Raw genomic sequence first — 18,274 nt, 5'->3', positions numbered from 1 at the left:
AGTGTTAATAAAATTGCAATTGTTTTTTATAACCAAAATTTTTATATTTTTCGGTGCTGAATTTTGAATTCAAAATAATAGGGAATGATGAATGCAGAATTCACTCATTGATCTAAAGGTTATAGCGACGAAAATACGAATAGACATAATAAAAATGTTAAACAAAGCTGGTTCAGGTCATCCTGGTGGTTCTCTTTCGTGCGTTGAAATCCTTGTTGCTTTATTTTGGGAGAAAATAAAGAGGACACCTGAAAATGCACTTTCACCAGACAGGGATCGATTCATATTATCCAAAGGTCATGGCGTTCCTGCTCTTTATGCGGTTTTAGCACATAGAGGGGTTATACCTTATGAAGAACTTTTTACTTTAAGAAAAATAAATTCGCGATTACAGGGGCATCCATCGCGACTTGATTTACCTTATGTTGAAGCGTCAACTGGTTCTTTGGGGCAGGGTTTATCAATTGCTCAAGGGATAGCTCTTGCAGGAAAAATTGATGGCAAAAAATATCGCGTTTATTGTTTGCTCGGCGATGGGGAGATGCAAGAAGGTCAAGTGTGGGAGGCGATAATGTCTGCACCGAAATTTAAGCTTGATAATCTTTGTGCGATTGTCGATTACAACAAAGGTCAAATTGATGGTTATGTTAAGGATGTTATGAACATTGAACCACTTGCGGATAAATTGAGGGCTTTTAATTGGAATGTGATTGAAATCGACGGACATGATTTTGAACAAATTTTATCTGCCCTTGATGAAGCTGAACTCGTAAAGGGAAAACCAACTTTCATAATTGCGCACACAGTTAAAGGTAAGGGTGTTTCATTTATGGAAGATAATCATGAGTGGCATGGTAAAGCGCCAAATGACGAGGAGACAAAACTCGCTTTGAAGGAACTCGAGGAAGAGCTTAACGAACTTTTATCACAAAAGGCGGAGGTAAAATAATGCCAGCTAAAGCAACGCGTGTTTCATTCGGAGAAGCACTTGAGGAACTTGGAGAAAAAATTCGTGATATAGTTGTCCTTGATGCTGACCTTTCAAAATCAACAATGTCAATAAAGTTTGCGAAGAAGTTTCCAGATAGATTCTTCGAAATGGGAATTGCGGAACAAAATATGATAGGGACGGCTGCTGGGCTTGCCTTAGCTGGTAAAATTCCATTCGCATGTAGTTTCGCATGTTTTTTGATAGGCAGATATGAAACGATAAGAATGTCGGTTGCTTATACGAATGCAAATGTCAAACTTGTTGGTACTCACGCTGGGATTGGAATTGGGGAAGATGGTTACAGTCAAATGGGACTTGAGGATATCGCACTTATGAGAGCGTTACCGAATTTTTCGGTCATTCAGCCGTGTGATGATATTGAAACAAAGCAAGCTGTTGAATATATCGCTCTGCATCAAGGACCTGTGTTTTTACGATTAACAAGGCAACCACTTGAAGATGTCAATCCACCTGATTACAAATTTCAATTTGGGAAGGGAGTAATTTTAAAAGATGGGAAAGATGTGACCATTTTTGCAACTGGTGGAGTTGTGTTTAACTCTTTGCTTGCTGGGGAAAAACTTGAAAAGGATGGGATAAGCGCACGCGTTGTGAATATACACACAATTAAACCAATAGATGAAGAGCTTATAATAAAGTGTGCAGTTGAAACTGGGAAAATAGTCACCGTTGAAGATCACAATATTGTTGGTGGGCTTGGTTCAGCTGTGATGGAGGTTTTGGCGGAGAATTATCCAGTTAAAGTCAAAAGGATTGGAATAAAGAAATTTGGCGAATCGGGCAGTCCGAAAGAGCTTTATGAGAAATATGGGCTTGATCCTGAAGGTATTGCAAAAGAAGTGAGAGAATTTTTGAAGTAATGAAAATTTTTAAAATGAGGGATTTTTTGAAAGATCTTAACAAGGCGCAAAGGGAAGCTGTAAAATGTATAGATGGACCTATCTTGATACTTGCTGGACCTGGAAGCGGGAAAACGAGAGTTTTAACCTATAAAATTGCATATCTTTTATCGCTTGGCGTTAGACCATGGGAGATACTTGCTCTCACCTTTACGAATAAGGCAGCTAACGAAATGAAGGAACGCGCCGTTCAACTTGTTGGGGATATCGCTAAGAATGTTGTGATGGGAACTTTTCATTCTGTATTTGCGAAGATTTTAAGACAGGAAGCTGAAAGGCTTGGCTATACGAGGAGTTTTACGATTTATGATCAAGATGATAGTTTAAGTTTGATAAAAAGTATAATTAAAGAACTCAACTTTCCTGAGGATACGATAAATCCATCTCTTGCTCAGGCGAAAATAAGCAATATAAAAAATGCTTTTGTCAGCCCGGAGGTATTCTCCGCACTTGCTGAAAATTCGTTTGATGTTAAAATTGCACAGATTTATAAGGCTTATCAATCCGCCCTTTTCCAGAGGAACGCAATGGATTTTGATGACCTTCTTATCAAATCAGTTGAGCTTTTCGAGAGGTATCCAGATGTACTTGAGAAATATCAAACGAAGTTTAAGTATATACTCGTTGATGAATATCAAGATACGAATCGTGTTCAATATATTTTGTTGCGAATGCTTTCGGCAAAGCATAGAAACCTTTGTGTGATTGGGGATGATGCGCAAAGCATATATTCATGGCGTGGGGCTGAGATAAGAAATATGCTTGATTTTAAAAATGATTTCCCCGATTGTAAGATTTTTAAACTTGAACAAAATTATCGCTCAACAAAAAAAATTCTTCGTGCCGCTGATTCGGTTATAAAAAACAACACCGAACAGATATTTAAAAACCTATGGACTGAGAATAGCGAAGGCGAACCAATCGTTGTGCTTGAATGTAGAAATGACAGAGATGAAGCAGAAAAAGTCGTTCATTTCATCAAAGAGGAAATTCGCAGGAACAAATATAACCTTCGCGATTTTGTAATTCTTTACAGAACAAATGCGCAATCAAGATTATTTGAAGACGAACTCCGTCGCCAAGGATTTCCTTATACAATCGTTGGTAGCGTTGCTTTCTACAAGCGAAAAGAGATTAAAGATTTGCTCGCCTATTTTAGGCTTATAGTTAATCCAAGAGATGATGAAAGCTTGCTTAGGATAGTTAATTTCCCAAATCGTGGCATAGGTGATGTTACGATAGAGCGTGTGAAAGCATTTGCAAATGTTAAGGGTTTGTCGCTGTTTGAAGCTATGTGCAGGTCACATACGATTCCAGGATTGACTGAAAAGGCGCGGAAAAACATTTTTAATTTTTGTACTTTGATTCAAAAATATATTGATCTGAAGGATAAGATAAGCGCTGGGGAGCTTGCTCGTGCGCTCGTTGATGACCTTGGGCTCATAAGGTTTTATAAGCAGGAGGGCACGCCAGAAGCACAGCAAAGGATTGAAAATATAGAAGAACTTTTATCAGCTATAACTGAATTTTCCAATGAGAACCCCGAGGATGGCGGACTTGAAAAATTTCTTGAGCAAGTTTCTTTAATAGCTGAGATTGATACATGGGAGAATAAAAGAGATGCGATAACTTTAATGACATTGCACAGTGCAAAGGGGCTTGAATTTCCAGTCGTATTTATTACGGGGCTTGAAGAGGGACTTTTCCCAATTGCAAGTTCTATTTATAATTTAAAAGAGCTTGAAGAAGAGCGACGCCTTTTCTATGTTGGAATGACGCGTGCGATGAGGAAACTTTACCTTTCCTATGCCAAGGAGAGAATGAGGGCTGGAAATGTTTTTGTTCAAAAAAGGTCAAGGTTTCTTGATGAAATTCCACCTGAGCTTGTTTCTTATTATAGTTCAAGGGAGGATAAAAAGGAAAGAGTTCGCGAAGTTAAAATTTCAAGCCCTATGTTTCAACCAAAAAATATTGGTGTAGGTTCACTTGTCAAGCATGAAGTTTTTGGACTTGGGGTTGTGGTAGATATATCAGGGAGTGGTGATGGTATTCGTGTGATGGTTGATTTTAAAGAGTATGGTCGAAAATTACTCCTTCTGAAATATGCAAATCTGAAAGTTATATGAAAACCTGAAGCTCACCTTCAAAATGAAATCTGAAAAACAAATCAAGATACCGACGCTTGGGGGGACAAGCTCAACAAAATTCATTTGTTCAAAGCTTGAAATCAAAGAGGGAATGAATGTTCTGGTTGCAAGTGTAAATTTGCGAGACAGTCTCACTTACATTGCGAAAAATTTTAAATGCAGTGTTTACGGGGTGCATGAGCTTCCGCACATAGTTATTTCTGCGAAAAGCGAGGTTGCAATGGCGGGGCTTGAAGAAAAGGTAAAAGTTAAAGTTATGAGTCCAATTACTCTTGATTTTGAAGATAAAACATTTGATTTGATAATATCAGAGGGGATTTTGTCGCAGTATAAGAAAACTCAGATATTGAAGGAATTTTACAGAGTTTTGAAAGATGGTTCGTTTATTGGTGTGGCTGACTTTTATTGGAAGAAATCCCCTGTGCCAACTTATGTGCGTGAGGCATGGCATGTGGAAGGTGGAGCAATTGAGACACTTGAGGAAAAGTTAAAAATTTTCAAAAGTTGTGGATTAGAACCAACTTTCGTTCAGGATATAAGCAATGAGCTCGTGCGTTATTATTCAGAGTTTAAAAAGATCATCGAGAGTTCATTGAAAGAGAGACGCTTCTCGAAGAATGAGTTTAAAGAGGTTAAGAGGTTCAAGCATGAGGTGAGTGTTTTTCTTGAACAAGGTGGGGATAAGTGGATGGGTTATGTTGCGATCACCGCAGTGAAGAAAAGTCTTTGATTATTTTTTCTTTTTGAGTAAATTGGTTAAAAAATCAGCAAAGTTTATGCCCTTAATAAATTTTTATGGGCTTGGAATTGAAGTAGAGTGTGAAGAAGGTAAAACAATTTTTGATGTGGCAAGAGAAAATTCAATCCCAATTGCCGAATCTTGTAATGGTGATAGAACTTGTGGACATTGTCGTGTTTTAGTGCTCAATGGAATGGAGAATTTGTCAAGCCCAGATTTTGAGGAAATGAGACTAGCGGAGAGGAAAGGCTTATCCGAAAACGAAAGGCTTGCATGTGCAGTCAAAGTTTATGGAGATGTTAAAATCACAACATCTTATTGGTGAAATGGCAAGGATAACTCTTGCAGTTGGAAAAGGCTTCTCAGGCGAAATTTACAGGTATGAGGTTGATGATGAAGTTATGATCAAAGAGATCGTCAAAAAGTTTGTTGATGAGATTTATCACGGTGAAAGGAATGTAGATGACTTTGTGCTTTTTAATTTAACTCGTGGATTTGAATATAGTAACGATGAAACACTGGCAAGTAAAGGCACTGCATCGGGTGATGTGGTTTTGTTAATTGATTTGAAGAAGGATTAAAAATAAAACTTAAATCAAAGTGAGATTTAAAAAACATATTTTCATCTGCACAAATACTCGACCACCTGAGCATCCAAAAGGTTCTTGCGGTCAGAAAGGCTCGGAAGAGTTGAGAGATAAATTTAAAAAGAGAATTGCCGAACTTGGATTAAATAAAATCGTTCGAGTTAATTCAGCAGGTTGCCTTGATGCGTGCGAATATGGTATAAGCATTGTGATCTATCCAGAGGCAATATGGTATGGTAATGTGAGCGAAAAAGATATAGAGAAAATTATAGATGAGCATTTGGTTAAAGGCAAGGTTGTCGAATCGTTGCTGATTAATGATGAAAGGTTCAATCCTAAGTTGATGAAAAATGCAAAGATTGAGGCATTAAAGGATGAACATTAAAAACAATTAGAGGCTGAGATATGTCAAAAAAATCTCCATTCGCCAAAGAAACACTGCAGGAAAAGAAGAAAAGGGTTAGCAAAATTATAAATGTGTTAAAGAAGCTTTATCCTAATGCGAAAACCCATCTAAACTTCTCAAATCCGCTTGAGCTTCTTGTTGCGACAATACTTGCAGCGCAGTGCACCGATGAGAGGGTTAATAAGGTAACAGAGTATCTCTTTAAAAAATATCAAACTGCCCAAGATTATGCGAACGCTGATTTGAAAGTGCTTGAGCAGGAGATAAGACCAACTGGATTTTACAAAAACAAAGCAAAAGCCATTAAAAACTGTTGTCAAGTTTTAGTTGAAAAATATAATGGGCAAGTTCCAGATACACTTGAGGAACTTGTCGAGCTCCCAGGCGTGGGCAGGAAAACAGCAAACGCAGTCCTTGCAAATGCGTTTGGGAAAGATGGAATTATCGTTGATACGCATCTTAAAAGGGTAACTGCTAGGCTTGGGCTTGTTAAAAGTAGTAATCCAGATAAGATTGAGTTTGAGTTGATGGAGATCGTTCCAAAGGGTAAATGGACGCTTTTTTCACATCTAATTGGGGAGCATGGTAGATATGTTTGCGAGGCAAGGAAGCCTAAATGTTCAATATGTAAAATTAACAAGCTCTGCCCATCTGCAAAAGTATGAGTTAATTTAAAAGTAAAGATTTTACCGAATGAAGGAAATAACCGTTGCGCACAGCCCTGATTCAGACGATGCTTTTATGTTTTACGCTCTTGTAAATAATAAAATAGACACAGGCGATCTAAAATTTGTCAACATTTTAAGCGATATAGAAACCTTAAATAGAAAAGCCTTTGAGGGTGTTTATGATGTCACTGCAATTTCTTTTCATGCATATGCTTATGTGTCGGACAAATATATGCTGATGCCATGTGGTGCAAGTATGGGAATTGGATATGGTCCAATTCTGGTGGCTAAGAAAAAATTTTCTCCGTCCGACTTGAAAGATCTTACGATTGGGGTTCCAGGGACTTTGACGAGCGCTTTTTTGATTCTGAAAATTTTTGAGCCTAATGTAAAGTATAAAGTAATTCAGTTTGATAAAATTATCGATGCAGTTTTAAATGATGAGATCGACGCTGGACTTTTAATTCATGAGGGACAATTGACTTATTCGAACTCTGGACTTGTTAAGCTAATTGACTTTGGGGAATGGTGGTATGATCAAACAGGATTGCCACTTCCTTTAGGCGGGAACGCAATAAAGAAAGAGCTTGGAATTCAATTGATGAAAAAAGTTTCGAGATATTTGTATGAGAGTGTAAAGTATGCACTTGAAAATAGATATGAAGCCCTTAAATATGCTTTACAATTTGCCAGAGGAATGGACGATAATCTCGCTGATAAATTCGTCGGCATGTATGTAAATGAGTTGACCCTTGATTATGGTGAGGATGGCAGGAAGGCTGTGCAACTGTTTCTCGATTTGGGTTTTGAGAGAGGCTTGATACCTAATAAAGTTAAAGTTGAGTTCGTTGAATATTAAACAAATTTAATCATATAAGTGTGATCGAAAAGTTGATAAAGTTAAGAGAAAAAAATCCTAAAATAGTTGTCGGTTTAATGTCGGGGACATCTGCAGATGGGGTTGATGTTGCAGTTGTTGAAGTTTTAAACGCTGGTAGACAGACAAAAGTTAAAACTATTGGGTGGAAAACATTTCCATTTGATGAGGGACTAAAAAAATTAATTTTAAAGAATTCACAACCTGAAACGAGCAAGGTTGATGAAATTTGTAGATTAAACTTTCTGCTTGCCCAAATTTATGCCGACTCAATTTTTAAAACGCTTGATGAGCTTGGCATTAGTGTTTCGGATGTTGATTTAATCGGTTCGCATGGTCAAACAATTCAGCATTTGCCTGGTGAGGTTGAAATATCTGGCTATAAAGTTAAAGGGACGCTTCAAATCGGTGATCCTGGGGTTATCGCAAAATTGACGGGTATTCCAACGGTTGGCAATTTCAGGGTTGGTGATATGGCTTTGTGTGGGGAAGGAGCCCCGCTTGTTCCTTACTTTGATTATATTATTTTCACATCGGATAGTTTAAATAGGTTGGTGCTTAACATTGGTGGAATTGCAAACTTTACAGTTTTGAAAAAAGGTTGTGATGTTGAGGATGTGATTGCTTTTGATACAGGACCGGGAAATATGGTTATCGATGCGCTTGTTAAGATATTTTTTAATCAAGATTATGACGAGGATGGAAAGATCGCGCAAAGCGGGAAAGTTTCGGAAGATTTGCTTGGAAAGATGATGGAGCATCCTTTTATTACGAAAAAACCGCCGAAATCAACGGGTAGAGAAGAATTTGGCTCCGCATTTGTAAATCAAATCCTAAAATGGGGTAAAGAATTATCACTCCCCGCAGAGGACATAGTAGCAACAGCGACTGAATTTACAGTTTATGCGATATTTGAAAATTATAAAACATTCATCAAACCATATACGCAAATAGATGAAATAATTGTGAGCGGTGGTGGGGCAAAGAACAAATTTATGATTAAATCACTTGAGAAATATTTCCAAGTTCCAGTCAGATTGACCGACGAGTTTGGGATTTCTTCTGAGGCGAAGGAGGCGATTTGCTTTGCCGTTTTTGCAAATGAGGCAGTGGCTGGGAATCCAGTGAACATAACTTCGGTAACAGGTGCAAATAAGAGAACGATTCTTGGGGGAATCTATTTTTAAAATTTCAATTCAGAGAATTTCTTTTTGCCAAGAATGAAATATTCAATTACTATGCTTTTTTTAAAAATCAGATTGTTGTTTATTTTTTTCTTCTTAATCTTTTTTCGGTTTCTAATTCTCTTTATTATCCACTTCGGTTGAGCGATCAAGAAAATAAAATGAGCTTTAAGCACTGCGAAAAAATCCCCAACGCTTCCTTTGAGAAGATAAACAATTGCTGAGATGATGTCAAGGAACAATCTTATCGGAATTATTAAAAGCGCATCTGGAAATGTTAAGTTTTTTTCAAGCATTATCAGGCTGTTTCTGTGGTTTAAAAATGTTTTTCTTGGATTTGCTTTTGGGAGAGTTCCACCGCCGACATGATAAACCTTGCTTTGCGGGATACAAAATATTTTATATCCATGAAGGTTTGCTCTCCAGCATAGGTCTATTTCTTCCATATGTGCGAAAAAATCTTCATCGAGGAAGCCAATTTCATGGAGTAAATTTCTTCGAATTACCATACATGCTCCCGTTGCCCAAAAGACTTGTTTTATTTCATCATATTGCCCCATATCTTCCTCTGTGTAGAAAAAAATTCTGCCACGGCAAAATGGGTATCCAAATTTATCAATGAAGCCACCGCATGCACCGGCATATTCAAATTTGTTCCTCTCAAAATAAGATAAAATCTTTGGCTGACAAGCAAAGACATCTTTGTTTTCTTCCATAAAATTTATAATTGGATTAAGCCATTCAGGGGTAACTTCAACATCTGAATTAAGTAAAACGATATAATCACCGCTGGCGAATTCGATCGCTCTATTGTAACCTCCGCAGAAGCCATAGTTTTTATCGAAGGTGATAAGTTTTACAGATTTAAAATTTTCTCTTACGAAATCAGCACTTCCATCGGTTGAGCCGTTGTCCGCAACGATGATCTCTAAATTTTGATAATTTGTTTGAACGACGGAAGGTAGGAATTTTTCAAGGAAGTGTTTTGTGTTCCAGTTGAGTATGATTACGCTAACCCTTGGCTGCTTCATCAAGCGAAGTTTTTGTAAAATTTAACTTAAGTAGGTCCCAAAAACAAAATTGTTATTTATTCGCTGTTTGATTAAATTTAAATCGTGATAAAAAATTTTATCATATTACTTTCGCAAAGACTCATGGGAACGAAGCTTCAAGAAAATTGTGTATTTTGTAAAATTATTGAAGGTTCGGAGAAAGCAGAGATTCTTTATGAGAACGAGCATATCATTTCAATTCTTGATATTAATCCTGTCAACTTTGGGCATGCGCTTGTGATCCCGAAGAAACATTACGATGACTTTTTGTCTTTGCCGGAGGAACTTTATTCATATCTTTTGAGCGCGGTAAAAATTGTTGCTGGGGCAATTATGAGTTCGATCGAGCCGAAGCCGGGAGGTTTTAACATTCTTTCAAACAATGGATTTGTCGCGGGTCAAAGGATTTTTCATGTGCATTTTCATGTGATCCCTCGATATTCAAACGATGGGTTGAAGTTTAAACCTGTCGTTAAGAAATACACGGATGAGGAACTTAAAAAATATGCAAATTTAATAAGGCAAAAAATAAACGAACCTAAAACACAAATAATTTAGCGGGAGGTAATGAAATATGGCGTATGAAAAATTAGTTCCACCTTCAGAAGGTGAAAAAATAACGGTCAAAGACGGCAAACTAAATGTTCCTGACAATCCAATAATTCCATTCATTGAGGGTGATGGAACGGGACCTGACATATGGAGGGCAGCAAGAATGGTATTCGATGCCGCTGTTGAAAAGGCGTATGATGGAAAGAGAAAAGTTGTATGGTTTGAAATTTACGCCGGTGAAAAAGCCAACAAGGTTTATGGTCGTGAAGTATGGCTTCCAGACGATACGCTTGAAGCAATTAAAGAACATATAATTGCCATAAAAGGACCACTTACAACCCCGGTTGGCGGTGGGATAAGGAGCTTAAATGTCACATTGAGACAAGTTCTCGATCTTTACGCATGCGTTAGGCCCGTTAAGTATTACGAAGGTGTTCCAAGCCCGATGAAAAGACCGCAAGATGTTGATGTTGTTATTTTCAGAGAAAATACTGAAGATGTTTATGCGGGAATTGAATGGAAGATGGGTTCACCGGAGGCGTTGAAGATGATCGATATACTTGAGAAAGAATATGGGATTAAGGTTAGAAGAGATTCTGGAATTGGTGTTAAGCCGATGTCGGAATTTGGCTCGAAGCGACTTGTTCGCAAGGCGATTAAATATGCAATTGAAAATGGTCGCAAAAGCGTCACGCTTGTTCATAAGGGGAATATAATGAAGTTTACAGAAGGAGCTTTTCGCGAATGGGGATATCAGGTTGCGCTTGAAGAGTTTAGAGAATATGTCATAACCGAGGAGGAGCTCAACAAAGATTATGGTGGTAAGCAACCGGATAGCAAAATTGTCATCAAAGATAGAATAGCCGATAATATGTTCCAGCAGTTAATCACAAGACCCGCTGAATATGATGTTATAGCGACGCCAAATCTTAATGGCGATTATCTATCCGATGCTGCAGCTGCACTTGTTGGAGGGCTTGGGATTGCACCGGGTGGAAATATCAGTGATTTCTATGCTGTTTTTGAAGCAACCCATGGTACTGCTCCGAAATATGCTGGGCTTGATAAGGTTAACCCAGGTTCGGTTATTCTTTCGGGTGTTATGATGTTTGAATATATCGGTTGGAAGGAGGCAGCTAAATTGATTGAGTATGGGATGCAAGAGACGATAAAGCAAAAGTATGTGACATATGACTTTGCGCGACAGATGGAAGGAGCCACTGAAGTAAAAACAAGTGAATTTGCTCAAAGGATTGTTGAAAACATAATGAAGTGCGATTTAAGCGAAATTTTTGCTGCGAAATAATAATTTAGAAGGACGGGATTTGAGCGAGATAATTTTAAGGGCAGAGAATATACACAAAATTTTTTGGCTTGGGAAAAGTGTTAAACTACATGTTTTAAAAGGAATAAGCTTTGAAGTTAGAAGAGGTGAGATGATAGCGATAGTTGGGGCGTCCGGCGCTGGTAAGAGTACACTTCTTCACATTATCGGCGCCCTTGATAGACCGAGCGAGGGAAAAGTTTATATTGATGGGATTGATGTGTTTAAAATGTCGGATGTCGAACTTGCCAAGTTCAGAAATAAAAAAATTGGCTTTGTGTTTCAATTTCATCATCTTTTACCTGAATTCACGGCTATTGAAAATGTTGCGATGCCCGCGATGATAGCGGGAAAAAGCTTTGATGAAGTTAAGGATAAGGCGTACGAACTTCTTAAGGAGGTTGGACTTGCGGATAGGGCACATCACAAACCGTCGGAGCTTTCGGGTGGAGAACAACAAAGAGTGGCGGTTGCGAGAGCTTTGATGAATTCACCTGAATTAATTCTTGCTGATGAGCCGTCGGGAAATCTTGATAGTGAAAATGCGGAAATACTCCATAATTTAATGTTTGAGTTAAATAGAAAATACAAGCAAACTTTTATAATTGCGACGCATAATGAAAAACTTGCCGAGATGGCAAATAGGATTATAAAAATAGTTGATGGGAAAATTTGCGAAATTATAACAACTGAAAGAAATTTTTAAAACAAAATTACGGAGAGTGAAATGAAAAAGGAAGTTAAAATCGTTCTTGCTGGATTAACCGCACTTGGAATTGGCCTCGCGGTTGGATATATGATAGCAAATTGGTTGATAAATGATCTGATGAAAGATGTGGTTGTCGACCTTGACGAGGAAGAGGTAGCAAGTGAACTACATCAAACTGCTGAAGAGGAAGTGTAAAAATTAGATTTAAAATGTCCTGTGTTTAAATTTGAACTTGTGGCGCTTGATTCTAAAACTTCAGCTCGCGCTGGACTTATTTATACTGACCATGGTGTTATTGAAACCCCAGTTTTTATGCCAGTTGGAACACAGGGGACCGTCAAGGCAGTTGAGCAGAGGGAACTTGTTGAAATAGGAGCGCAAATAATTCTTGGAAACACATATCATCTTTATTTAAGACCTGGGACGGATGTGATTTTTAAAGCAGGTGGATTGCACAAGTTTATAGGTTGGGAAAGAGGTATTCTAACAGACAGTGGGGGGTTTCAGATTTTTAGTTTGGCTCAGTTTAGAAAAATCTCAAAAGAGGGTGTAAAGTTTCAATCACACATCGATGGTTCATATCATTTTTTCACACCTGAAAGTATTATTGACATTCAGCGAATACTTGGTTCAGATATTATGATGTGCCTTGATGAATGCACACCTTATCCTTGTGATTATGATTATGCCTTTAAATCAAATCAATTAACTATTGAGTGGGCTAAAAGATCTCGCGAAAGATTTGACAATACGAAGCCTTTGTATGGTCATACGCAGGCAATTTTTGGAATCGTTCAAGGAAGTATTTATCCAGAGATAAGGGCTAAAAGCGTTGAGGAACTTGTAAAGCTTGATTTAGATGGCTATGCGATTGGAGGATTAGCAGTTGGTGAGCCAATTGAAACGATGTATCAAATAGCTGAATTTACCGCTTCACTTCTCCCAGTTGATAAACCAAGATATCTTATGGGGGTGGGCACTCCTGAAAATATTTTGGAGGCGATCTCCCGTGGAATTGACATGTTTGATTGCGTTATACCGACGAGAAATGGCAGAAATGCAACATTATATACCAGGGAGGGTAAATTTAGCATAAAAAATGCAATTTATAAGGAAGACTTTACACCTGTTGACAAGGATTGCGATTGCTATACTTGTAGAAGTTTTACACGGGCATATCTCCGTCATCTTTTCAATGCAGATGAAATTCTCGCCCTTCAACTTGCTTCTATTCATAATCTCGCCTTCTATTTATGGCTTGTCAGGGAGGCAAGAAGCCATATAATTCAGGGGGACTTTTTAGAATGGAAAGATAAAATGCTCCAGAAAATAGGGGAAAAAGCGAAAATAGCTAACCACTAAATTTGTCGAATAAAGCGACGCCCAACTTTTTACAAGCTGTAGCATTTTAGCACATATGATCATAAAAATTAAAAAAATTTTAAGTTTTTGGGAATTGGCATGGAAATTGCTTTTTTATTTTTTGTGTACAAAAAATAAAATATGGATGGCAAAATGAAGTTAAGAGTGACAACTTTAATGATTTTTTTGCTTATCTTAGCTCTACCCCTTTCAGCTCAAAAGGCTTACATCAAAATTAAAGGGATGTCCCCACATGAATTAGAGGGAATGGGGATTGCGAACCTTGATAGTATATCTTCCAGTTTATCAGTTGTTGGAACTGGTACAGTTGTGTGGCTTGTGGGTTATGATGTTTCGGGTGATACTACTTTTAAGCCTGCCACAAGCTATGAATGGTCAATTGTGAGTAAACCAACGAACTCAAATGCGGCTTTGAGCAGCACAAGTGCTCAGTTGGTTTCATTTACTCCCGATGTCGCTGGAACATACCAAGTTAAATTGGTTGTAAATGGCGCTGACGACACCACGATTACAATTATTGCTGCAAATTACACCGGCGTTGATTGGAAGGACATAGGTAGTCAAACTCTTAACTGTGCAACTTGTCATAAGAACGCAACCCCGGATGTTTATTCAAAGTGGAGTTCTTCTCGACATGCAACGATGTTTGAGCGTGGTATGAATGGGCAAGTTGCCTCGTATTGGGGACCGAATTGTTGGAGATGCCACACAACAGGTTATAACACTATGGCGAACAATGGTGGGTTTGACGATGTCGCAGCGCAACTTGGGTTTGACTGGAACCAATGGAAGCCGCCAAGAGCTGGGCTTTTTGACTCGCTTTTGACGACTGACAAGAAAGGATTAAGTTTGCTTGCAACTATTGGTTGTGAGAACTGCCATGGTCCGAAGAACCCATCTCACTTCGGAGCCGGAACACAACCGAAGACGATGAATCCTGAAGTTTGTGCTCAATGCCATAATGAGCCATGGAGACATAACCGCTATGTACAGTGGGAATACTCAGGTCATGCTGAGTCGGTTTGGTCAAATAGTTTCAGAAACACCGCTGCTGGAGCGCAGCCAATTCAGAATTATGATCTTAACACTTGCGTTCGTTGTCATGATGGAGCTGGTTTTGTGAGTTTTGTTAAAAATGAACCATTTGATAATAGGGCTTCCTCGGGTTACAGCCGTATCACTCACACGAAGATAGTCTGTCAAACCTGCCATGATCCGCACTCAATGGAGTTAAGAGAAGCGCCTACATCAGCCGATACGCTTGCAAACGGATTTGATTATTCGCAAATTAACCTTGGCAAAGGTAAACTCTGTGTTAATTGCCATAAGTTTCGCAGGAACGCTTTAACATATGTCACGACAAATCTTAGCTCAATTTGGGGTCCACATTATGCTGGAGCGGGTGATGTTTATCTTGGTCAAAATGGTTACAGCTGGGGTGAAACTTTGCCAAGCAGTGTTGGACATCGACTTGTTGAAAATGCATGTGTAGGTTGCCATATGTCTGCTACTCCAGACACAGGCCATGTTGCAAGAGATAAGCTCGGAATGCATACTTGGAAAATGAAATATATCGCCCCCGATGGTCAGGAGTATGACAATATCACTGGTTGCGTGAAATGTCATACTGGTATAACCAAGTTCGATGATATAATTGCTTCTTACGACTACGATATGGATGGCACCGTTGAGCCGTTTATGAAGGAAGTTGATGGTTTGATTGAAAAACTTGCAATGGCTTTGCCACCGAAGGGACAACCCACGGTTGATTGGCAACAGATTAGAATCGACCCCGACTCTGTGAGATTAAAGCAAGCTTATTGGAACTACCGCTATGTTGTTGGAGATGGAAGTCGTGGTGTACACAATCCAAAATATGTCGTGCGATTGTTGCAGCTTTCAATTGGCAAGATTACTGGCGTTGAATTCCCAACATATGATGTGCCGATTAAGTTTGAACTGTATCAGAACTATCCGAACCCATTCAATCCTACCACAAAGATAGCCTTTGCTTTGCCTAAAGATGCGAAAGTTAAACTTGAGGTATTTAATGCTTTAGGTGAGAGGGTAAGTGTCTTGGTAGATGGATATTTGCGTGCAGGTGTGCATACGGTTGATTTCAATGCTTCTGGGTTTGCAAGCGGTGTTTACTTCTATAGATTAACTGCTGATGACTTTGTTGCGACGAAGAAGATGGTGTTGCTCAAATAATGTATTTGAGAAATTAAAGAAAGGGGCAGGCTTTAAGCCTGCCCCAATTAAAAATATTCACCCATGTCTATAAAGCATTACCTGTTAACACTTTAAACCATCCTTGAAGATACAATTTTGATACTCCCCTGAACCCCATCTTGACTTTTTATTTTTCATTGATTATTATTGTGAATAGTTAAGGAAGTAAAGGAAGAAAAAGGTAAAAACATTTGGTAGGGATGGAAAGAGTCTCTATTTCTTTAATTGATAGTGGTAGCGGTAGAAGTATAACATCTTCAAGGATAGATGGCTGTTGGGAAATAATTGGTGTGGTAAAAGTACTTAATGATGCAGAAGTTCGATGGTTATGATGATGACACAAGGTGGAGAGAAGATGATAGGGGTTTACTACATTGGTATCTTGTTAGCTCATAGAGATAAGGACTTTTTAAAAAATACATATCAAAGAAAAAGTCTATGAAAAAAATTATTTTATTTATCGTTCTATTACGTATCGCAACTCTTAATGCCCAAGATAAGAATCTCTTGTCAATTATAAATGTCCAATTTTTTATCAAAGTTCAACCAAATTATGAAATTGTAAATGCATATTTTCCATTTTTAAGCAATGTAAAAGTTTATAAATTTGAATTGGAAAGGCAAGTTTTAAATGTAATTCCTAACATTAGATCTTCTGGACCTATATTCTATGATTTCGATTTGGGTTTGGTTTGGAAAAACATAACATTGTCACTTAGGCTTTCAACTACATATTTAGCGCCGATAAAGCCAACTGGGAATTATATTACAAAAAATAATGTATTTTTAAATAAACTCGATCGCTCTATCCCGGGGTTTACAAATTTGAATTTGCAATATAAATTTTTAAAGTATTTAGAGTTATTTATCCAATATGAAAATAAAACGATAGGGTATAGTACTTCAAAGGATCCTTTGAATACCGTGGTGTATTTTACGGGAAGATATAAGCTTTCAAATGTTATTATACTTGGTGGTTGTATTGATTTCGAGATTGCAAAGTTAAAAATGTTACAAAGTGTTGGGATGTCGCTATTTGGTAAATATAGCCATGATTTTTTGGTTTTTAATACCCATCAAGACTCGGGTAAATTTTTAATCTATTTACAGCCATTTAGAGAGCAAGGAACCTTAAACATATTTTCTTACACTGCTAATTTTGGTTACAAAATTAGAGACGATATGCAATTCGATTTATTCTTTGAGTATCGCTATTCAAGAAGTAAAGAAATTTTCAAAGAAAGTCTGTATAGATTTGGAGTTAGATTTATATTGATTTTTTTGTGAGGAAGTTAATAACTATAAAATTAGCATTTTAGGAAATAAAGGTAAACAATCTTATATTCGAGGCAGGTGAACTTGTAACTAATGGAATCAAGTTCAAATTAAATCCGATACCCCCTAGAAAATGCAAATATAAGTATCGTTGCCGGTGACAAAGGAGCTGTTGCAAATTTGGATACTTGCTTTATTTACAATACTTATTACTCAGCTTCTTTCTGCTCAAGTTGGAACTGTAAGTGGTTTTATTTATGATCAAACCAGTGGCATTCCCCTTTCATTTGTGAATGTGTGGGTTAAATCGACAAGTAGAGGAACGGCGAGCAATCAAGATGGATATTATATATTATTCCTTTCGCCGGGGAAATACCTGATAGTATACTCAATTGTAGGTTATCAAAGATTAGAAAAAGAAGTTGTTATCAGGGAGAATGAAAATATTAATTTAAATGTTTATCTTGTTCCAGATAGTGTTGAGATTGATACAGTAGAAGTTGAATCTTTGCCAAACACAAACATGGAGCCGAGGACAATTATAGTTAGAAGAAATGAGATAGAAAAAATACCGCCATTTTTGGGGGAATTTGATTTGTTAAAAACATTACCTTCCTTTCCCGGAGTAGTTGAAAGGGATTTTAGTTCAAGGCTTTATATTCAAGGTGGATATCCAGAAAATAATCTAATTCTAGTGGATGGGGTTGAGGTTTATAATATAGAACATTCATGGGGTATTATTAGTGTTTTTAATTCCAAAATGGTGAAAAGTGTTGAATTGATAAAAGGAGGTTTCGATGCAACTTATGGTGATAGAACCTCTTCCGTGATAAATATTACTACGAGGGAAGGGAATAAGAACAAAATATGTGCAAGTGGCAATGTGAGCCTTGTAAGTTTCAGTGGCGTAGCGGAAGGTCCAACAATTAATAATGGTTCTTGGATTATCGGCATTCGTAGAACATACTTTGATCTTCTTTTCCCTCGCCGTGTATTACCAGATTACCATTATTTTGATTTTAATTTTAAAATTGCTCAACCCGTATCTAAAAATTCTACAATAAATATTTCAAGCTTTATTGCCCGTGATAGATTAGTTGAGGAAGGAGACTTAAGGTGGGGCACTAAAGTTATCGGCCTCAATTATGTTTATCTGCTTAATCCAAACTGGATTTTCAATATAGCATCAGATTTAAGCTCTTTTGGACTTACTAGAGATTTTACTGGC

Annotated in this window: 20 protein-coding genes (1 of these 20 running past the window's edge); 19 read left to right on the top strand and 1 reads right to left on the bottom strand. The window is 37.7% G+C overall.

What is annotated here, in order from left to right; all coding sequences use genetic code 11:
* The first annotated feature begins 91 nt into the window (after window positions 1-91).
* From AWW78_RS01290 to AWW78_RS01245, 10 genes are read left to right on the top strand one after another with little or no spacing between them, the layout of a single operon-like run.
* Entirely contained in the window at window positions 92-949 is an 858-nt protein-coding gene (locus tag AWW78_RS01290; protein ID WP_102134769.1) for a transketolase, read from the top strand.
* On the top strand, window positions 949-1,872 hold the full coding sequence (locus tag AWW78_RS01285) for a transketolase family protein (RefSeq protein ID WP_047133892.1): 924 nt from the start codon (window positions 949-951) through the stop codon (window positions 1,870-1,872). The genes AWW78_RS01290 and AWW78_RS01285 overlap by 1 nt, the downstream gene beginning before the upstream one ends.
* 26 nt (window positions 1,873-1,898) lie before the next feature.
* Window positions 1,899-4,037: an ATP-dependent helicase gene (locus AWW78_RS01280; protein ID WP_234697334.1), complete on the top strand. Its 2,139-nt coding sequence runs from the start codon at window positions 1,899-1,901 to the stop codon at window positions 4,035-4,037.
* A gap of 22 nt (window positions 4,038-4,059) precedes the next feature.
* The gene (locus tag AWW78_RS01275; protein WP_047133890.1) at window positions 4,060-4,788 is read left to right on the top strand and encodes a class I SAM-dependent methyltransferase; all 729 of its coding nucleotides are present in this window, start codon (window positions 4,060-4,062) and stop codon (window positions 4,786-4,788) included.
* 46 nt (window positions 4,789-4,834) lie between these two features.
* On the top strand, window positions 4,835-5,122 hold the full coding sequence (locus AWW78_RS01270; RefSeq protein ID WP_047133889.1) for a 2Fe-2S iron-sulfur cluster-binding protein: 288 nt from the start codon (window positions 4,835-4,837) through the stop codon (window positions 5,120-5,122).
* A 1-nt stretch (window position 5,123) separates the two neighbouring features.
* Window positions 5,124-5,378: a hypothetical protein gene (locus AWW78_RS01265; RefSeq protein ID WP_047133888.1), complete on the top strand. Its 255-nt coding sequence runs from the start codon at window positions 5,124-5,126 to the stop codon at window positions 5,376-5,378.
* Between the two features lie 19 nt (window positions 5,379-5,397).
* Window positions 5,398-5,769: a (2Fe-2S) ferredoxin domain-containing protein gene (locus tag AWW78_RS01260; RefSeq protein ID WP_047133887.1), complete on the top strand. Its 372-nt coding sequence runs from the start codon at window positions 5,398-5,400 to the stop codon at window positions 5,767-5,769.
* A gap of 20 nt (window positions 5,770-5,789) precedes the next feature.
* Window positions 5,790-6,455 carry an endonuclease III gene (gene nth, locus AWW78_RS01255; protein WP_047133886.1) on the top strand — a complete coding sequence of 222 codons (666 nt, stop codon included), beginning with the start codon at window positions 5,790-5,792 and terminating at the stop codon, window positions 6,453-6,455.
* Between the two features lie 28 nt (window positions 6,456-6,483).
* On the top strand, window positions 6,484-7,317 hold the full coding sequence (locus tag AWW78_RS01250; protein ID WP_047133885.1) for a menaquinone biosynthesis family protein: 834 nt from the start codon (window positions 6,484-6,486) through the stop codon (window positions 7,315-7,317).
* Window positions 7,318-7,349: 32 nt separating this feature from the next.
* Window positions 7,350-8,522, top strand: coding sequence for an anhydro-N-acetylmuramic acid kinase (locus AWW78_RS01245; protein WP_141653872.1), 1,173 nt, complete (start codon window positions 7,350-7,352; stop codon window positions 8,520-8,522).
* Here AWW78_RS01245 and AWW78_RS01240 read toward each other — a convergent pair.
* Entirely contained in the window at window positions 8,519-9,550 is a 1,032-nt protein-coding gene (locus AWW78_RS01240; RefSeq protein ID WP_047133884.1) for a glycosyltransferase family 2 protein, read from the bottom strand. The genes AWW78_RS01245 and AWW78_RS01240 overlap by 4 nt on opposite strands.
* A 123-nt stretch (window positions 9,551-9,673) precedes the next feature.
* On the opposite strand from AWW78_RS01240, the gene AWW78_RS01235 reads away from it, so the two are divergent.
* The 9 genes from AWW78_RS01235 to AWW78_RS01205 all read left to right on the top strand — a co-directional run.
* Window positions 9,674-10,129: an HIT family protein gene (locus tag AWW78_RS01235; protein ID WP_047133883.1), complete on the top strand. Its 456-nt coding sequence runs from the start codon at window positions 9,674-9,676 to the stop codon at window positions 10,127-10,129.
* A 16-nt stretch (window positions 10,130-10,145) separates the two neighbouring features.
* Complete coding sequence (gene icd, locus AWW78_RS01230) at window positions 10,146-11,429, top strand: isocitrate dehydrogenase (NADP(+)) (RefSeq protein WP_047133882.1); 1,284 nt, start codon at window positions 10,146-10,148, stop codon at window positions 11,427-11,429.
* 28 nt (window positions 11,430-11,457) lie between these two features.
* Window positions 11,458-12,153: an ABC transporter ATP-binding protein gene (locus tag AWW78_RS01225; RefSeq protein WP_047133910.1), complete on the top strand. Its 696-nt coding sequence runs from the start codon at window positions 11,458-11,460 to the stop codon at window positions 12,151-12,153.
* Between the two features lie 21 nt (window positions 12,154-12,174).
* Window positions 12,175-12,351 carry a hypothetical protein gene (locus AWW78_RS10490; RefSeq protein ID WP_159420993.1) on the top strand — a complete coding sequence of 59 codons (177 nt, stop codon included), beginning with the start codon at window positions 12,175-12,177 and terminating at the stop codon, window positions 12,349-12,351.
* Between the two features lie 21 nt (window positions 12,352-12,372).
* Window positions 12,373-13,518, top strand: a complete 1,146-nt coding sequence (tgt, locus tag AWW78_RS01220; protein WP_047133881.1) for a tRNA guanosine(34) transglycosylase Tgt — start codon at window positions 12,373-12,375, stop codon at window positions 13,516-13,518.
* Between the two features lie 153 nt (window positions 13,519-13,671).
* Window positions 13,672-15,750 (top strand): multiheme c-type cytochrome, encoded by a 2,079-nt coding sequence (locus AWW78_RS01215; protein ID WP_075458659.1) that lies wholly within the window; start codon window positions 13,672-13,674, stop codon window positions 15,748-15,750.
* 221 nt (window positions 15,751-15,971) lie between these two features.
* Window positions 15,972-16,103: a hypothetical protein gene (locus tag AWW78_RS10830; RefSeq protein WP_255301270.1), complete on the top strand. Its 132-nt coding sequence runs from the start codon at window positions 15,972-15,974 to the stop codon at window positions 16,101-16,103.
* A 106-nt stretch (window positions 16,104-16,209) separates the two neighbouring features.
* Complete coding sequence (locus AWW78_RS01210) at window positions 16,210-17,058, top strand: hypothetical protein (protein WP_047133880.1); 849 nt, start codon at window positions 16,210-16,212, stop codon at window positions 17,056-17,058.
* Window positions 17,059-17,203: 145 nt separating this feature from the next.
* Window positions 17,204-18,274: the 5' portion of a TonB-dependent receptor gene (locus AWW78_RS01205; protein WP_176696216.1), read on the top strand. Its footprint extends 42 nt past the window's final position; 1,071 of the gene's 1,113 nt are visible here — the first part of the coding sequence; the start codon lies at window positions 17,204-17,206; the stop codon falls past the right edge of the window.

The organism is Candidatus Kryptonium thompsonii (assembly GCF_001535985.1).
In the GTDB taxonomy this organism is placed as follows: domain Bacteria; phylum Bacteroidota; class Ignavibacteria; order Kryptoniales; family Kryptoniaceae; genus Kryptonium; species Kryptonium thompsonii.
The sequence above is the reverse complement of the archived record's forward strand: the minus strand, read 5'-3'. Positions and strand labels throughout refer to the sequence as shown.

Coding starts and splice junctions, on each gene's coding strand:
- AWW78_RS01290 (WP_102134769.1), top strand. CDS start 92: ATGCAGAATTCACTCATTGATCTAAAGGTTATAGCGACGAAAATACGA.
- AWW78_RS01285 (WP_047133892.1), top strand. CDS start 949: ATGCCAGCTAAAGCAACGCGTGTTTCATTCGGAGAAGCACTTGAGGAA.
- AWW78_RS01275 (WP_047133890.1), top strand. CDS start 4,060: ATGAAATCTGAAAAACAAATCAAGATACCGACGCTTGGGGGGACAAGC.
- AWW78_RS01270 (WP_047133889.1), top strand. CDS start 4,835: ATGCCCTTAATAAATTTTTATGGGCTTGGAATTGAAGTAGAGTGTGAA.
- AWW78_RS01265 (WP_047133888.1), top strand. CDS start 5,124: ATGGCAAGGATAACTCTTGCAGTTGGAAAAGGCTTCTCAGGCGAAATT.
- nth (WP_047133886.1), top strand. CDS start 5,790: ATGTCAAAAAAATCTCCATTCGCCAAAGAAACACTGCAGGAAAAGAAG.
- AWW78_RS01250 (WP_047133885.1), top strand. CDS start 6,484: ATGAAGGAAATAACCGTTGCGCACAGCCCTGATTCAGACGATGCTTTT.
- AWW78_RS01240 (WP_047133884.1), bottom strand. CDS start 9,550: ATGAAGCAGCCAAGGGTTAGCGTAATCATACTCAACTGGAACACAAAA.
- AWW78_RS01235 (WP_047133883.1), top strand. CDS start 9,674: ATGGGAACGAAGCTTCAAGAAAATTGTGTATTTTGTAAAATTATTGAA.
- icd (WP_047133882.1), top strand. CDS start 10,146: ATGGCGTATGAAAAATTAGTTCCACCTTCAGAAGGTGAAAAAATAACG.
- AWW78_RS10490 (WP_159420993.1), top strand. CDS start 12,175: ATGAAAAAGGAAGTTAAAATCGTTCTTGCTGGATTAACCGCACTTGGA.
- AWW78_RS01215 (WP_075458659.1), top strand. CDS start 13,672: ATGAAGTTAAGAGTGACAACTTTAATGATTTTTTTGCTTATCTTAGCT.
- AWW78_RS10830 (WP_255301270.1), top strand. CDS start 15,972: ATGGAAAGAGTCTCTATTTCTTTAATTGATAGTGGTAGCGGTAGAAGT.
- AWW78_RS01210 (WP_047133880.1), top strand. CDS start 16,210: ATGAAAAAAATTATTTTATTTATCGTTCTATTACGTATCGCAACTCTT.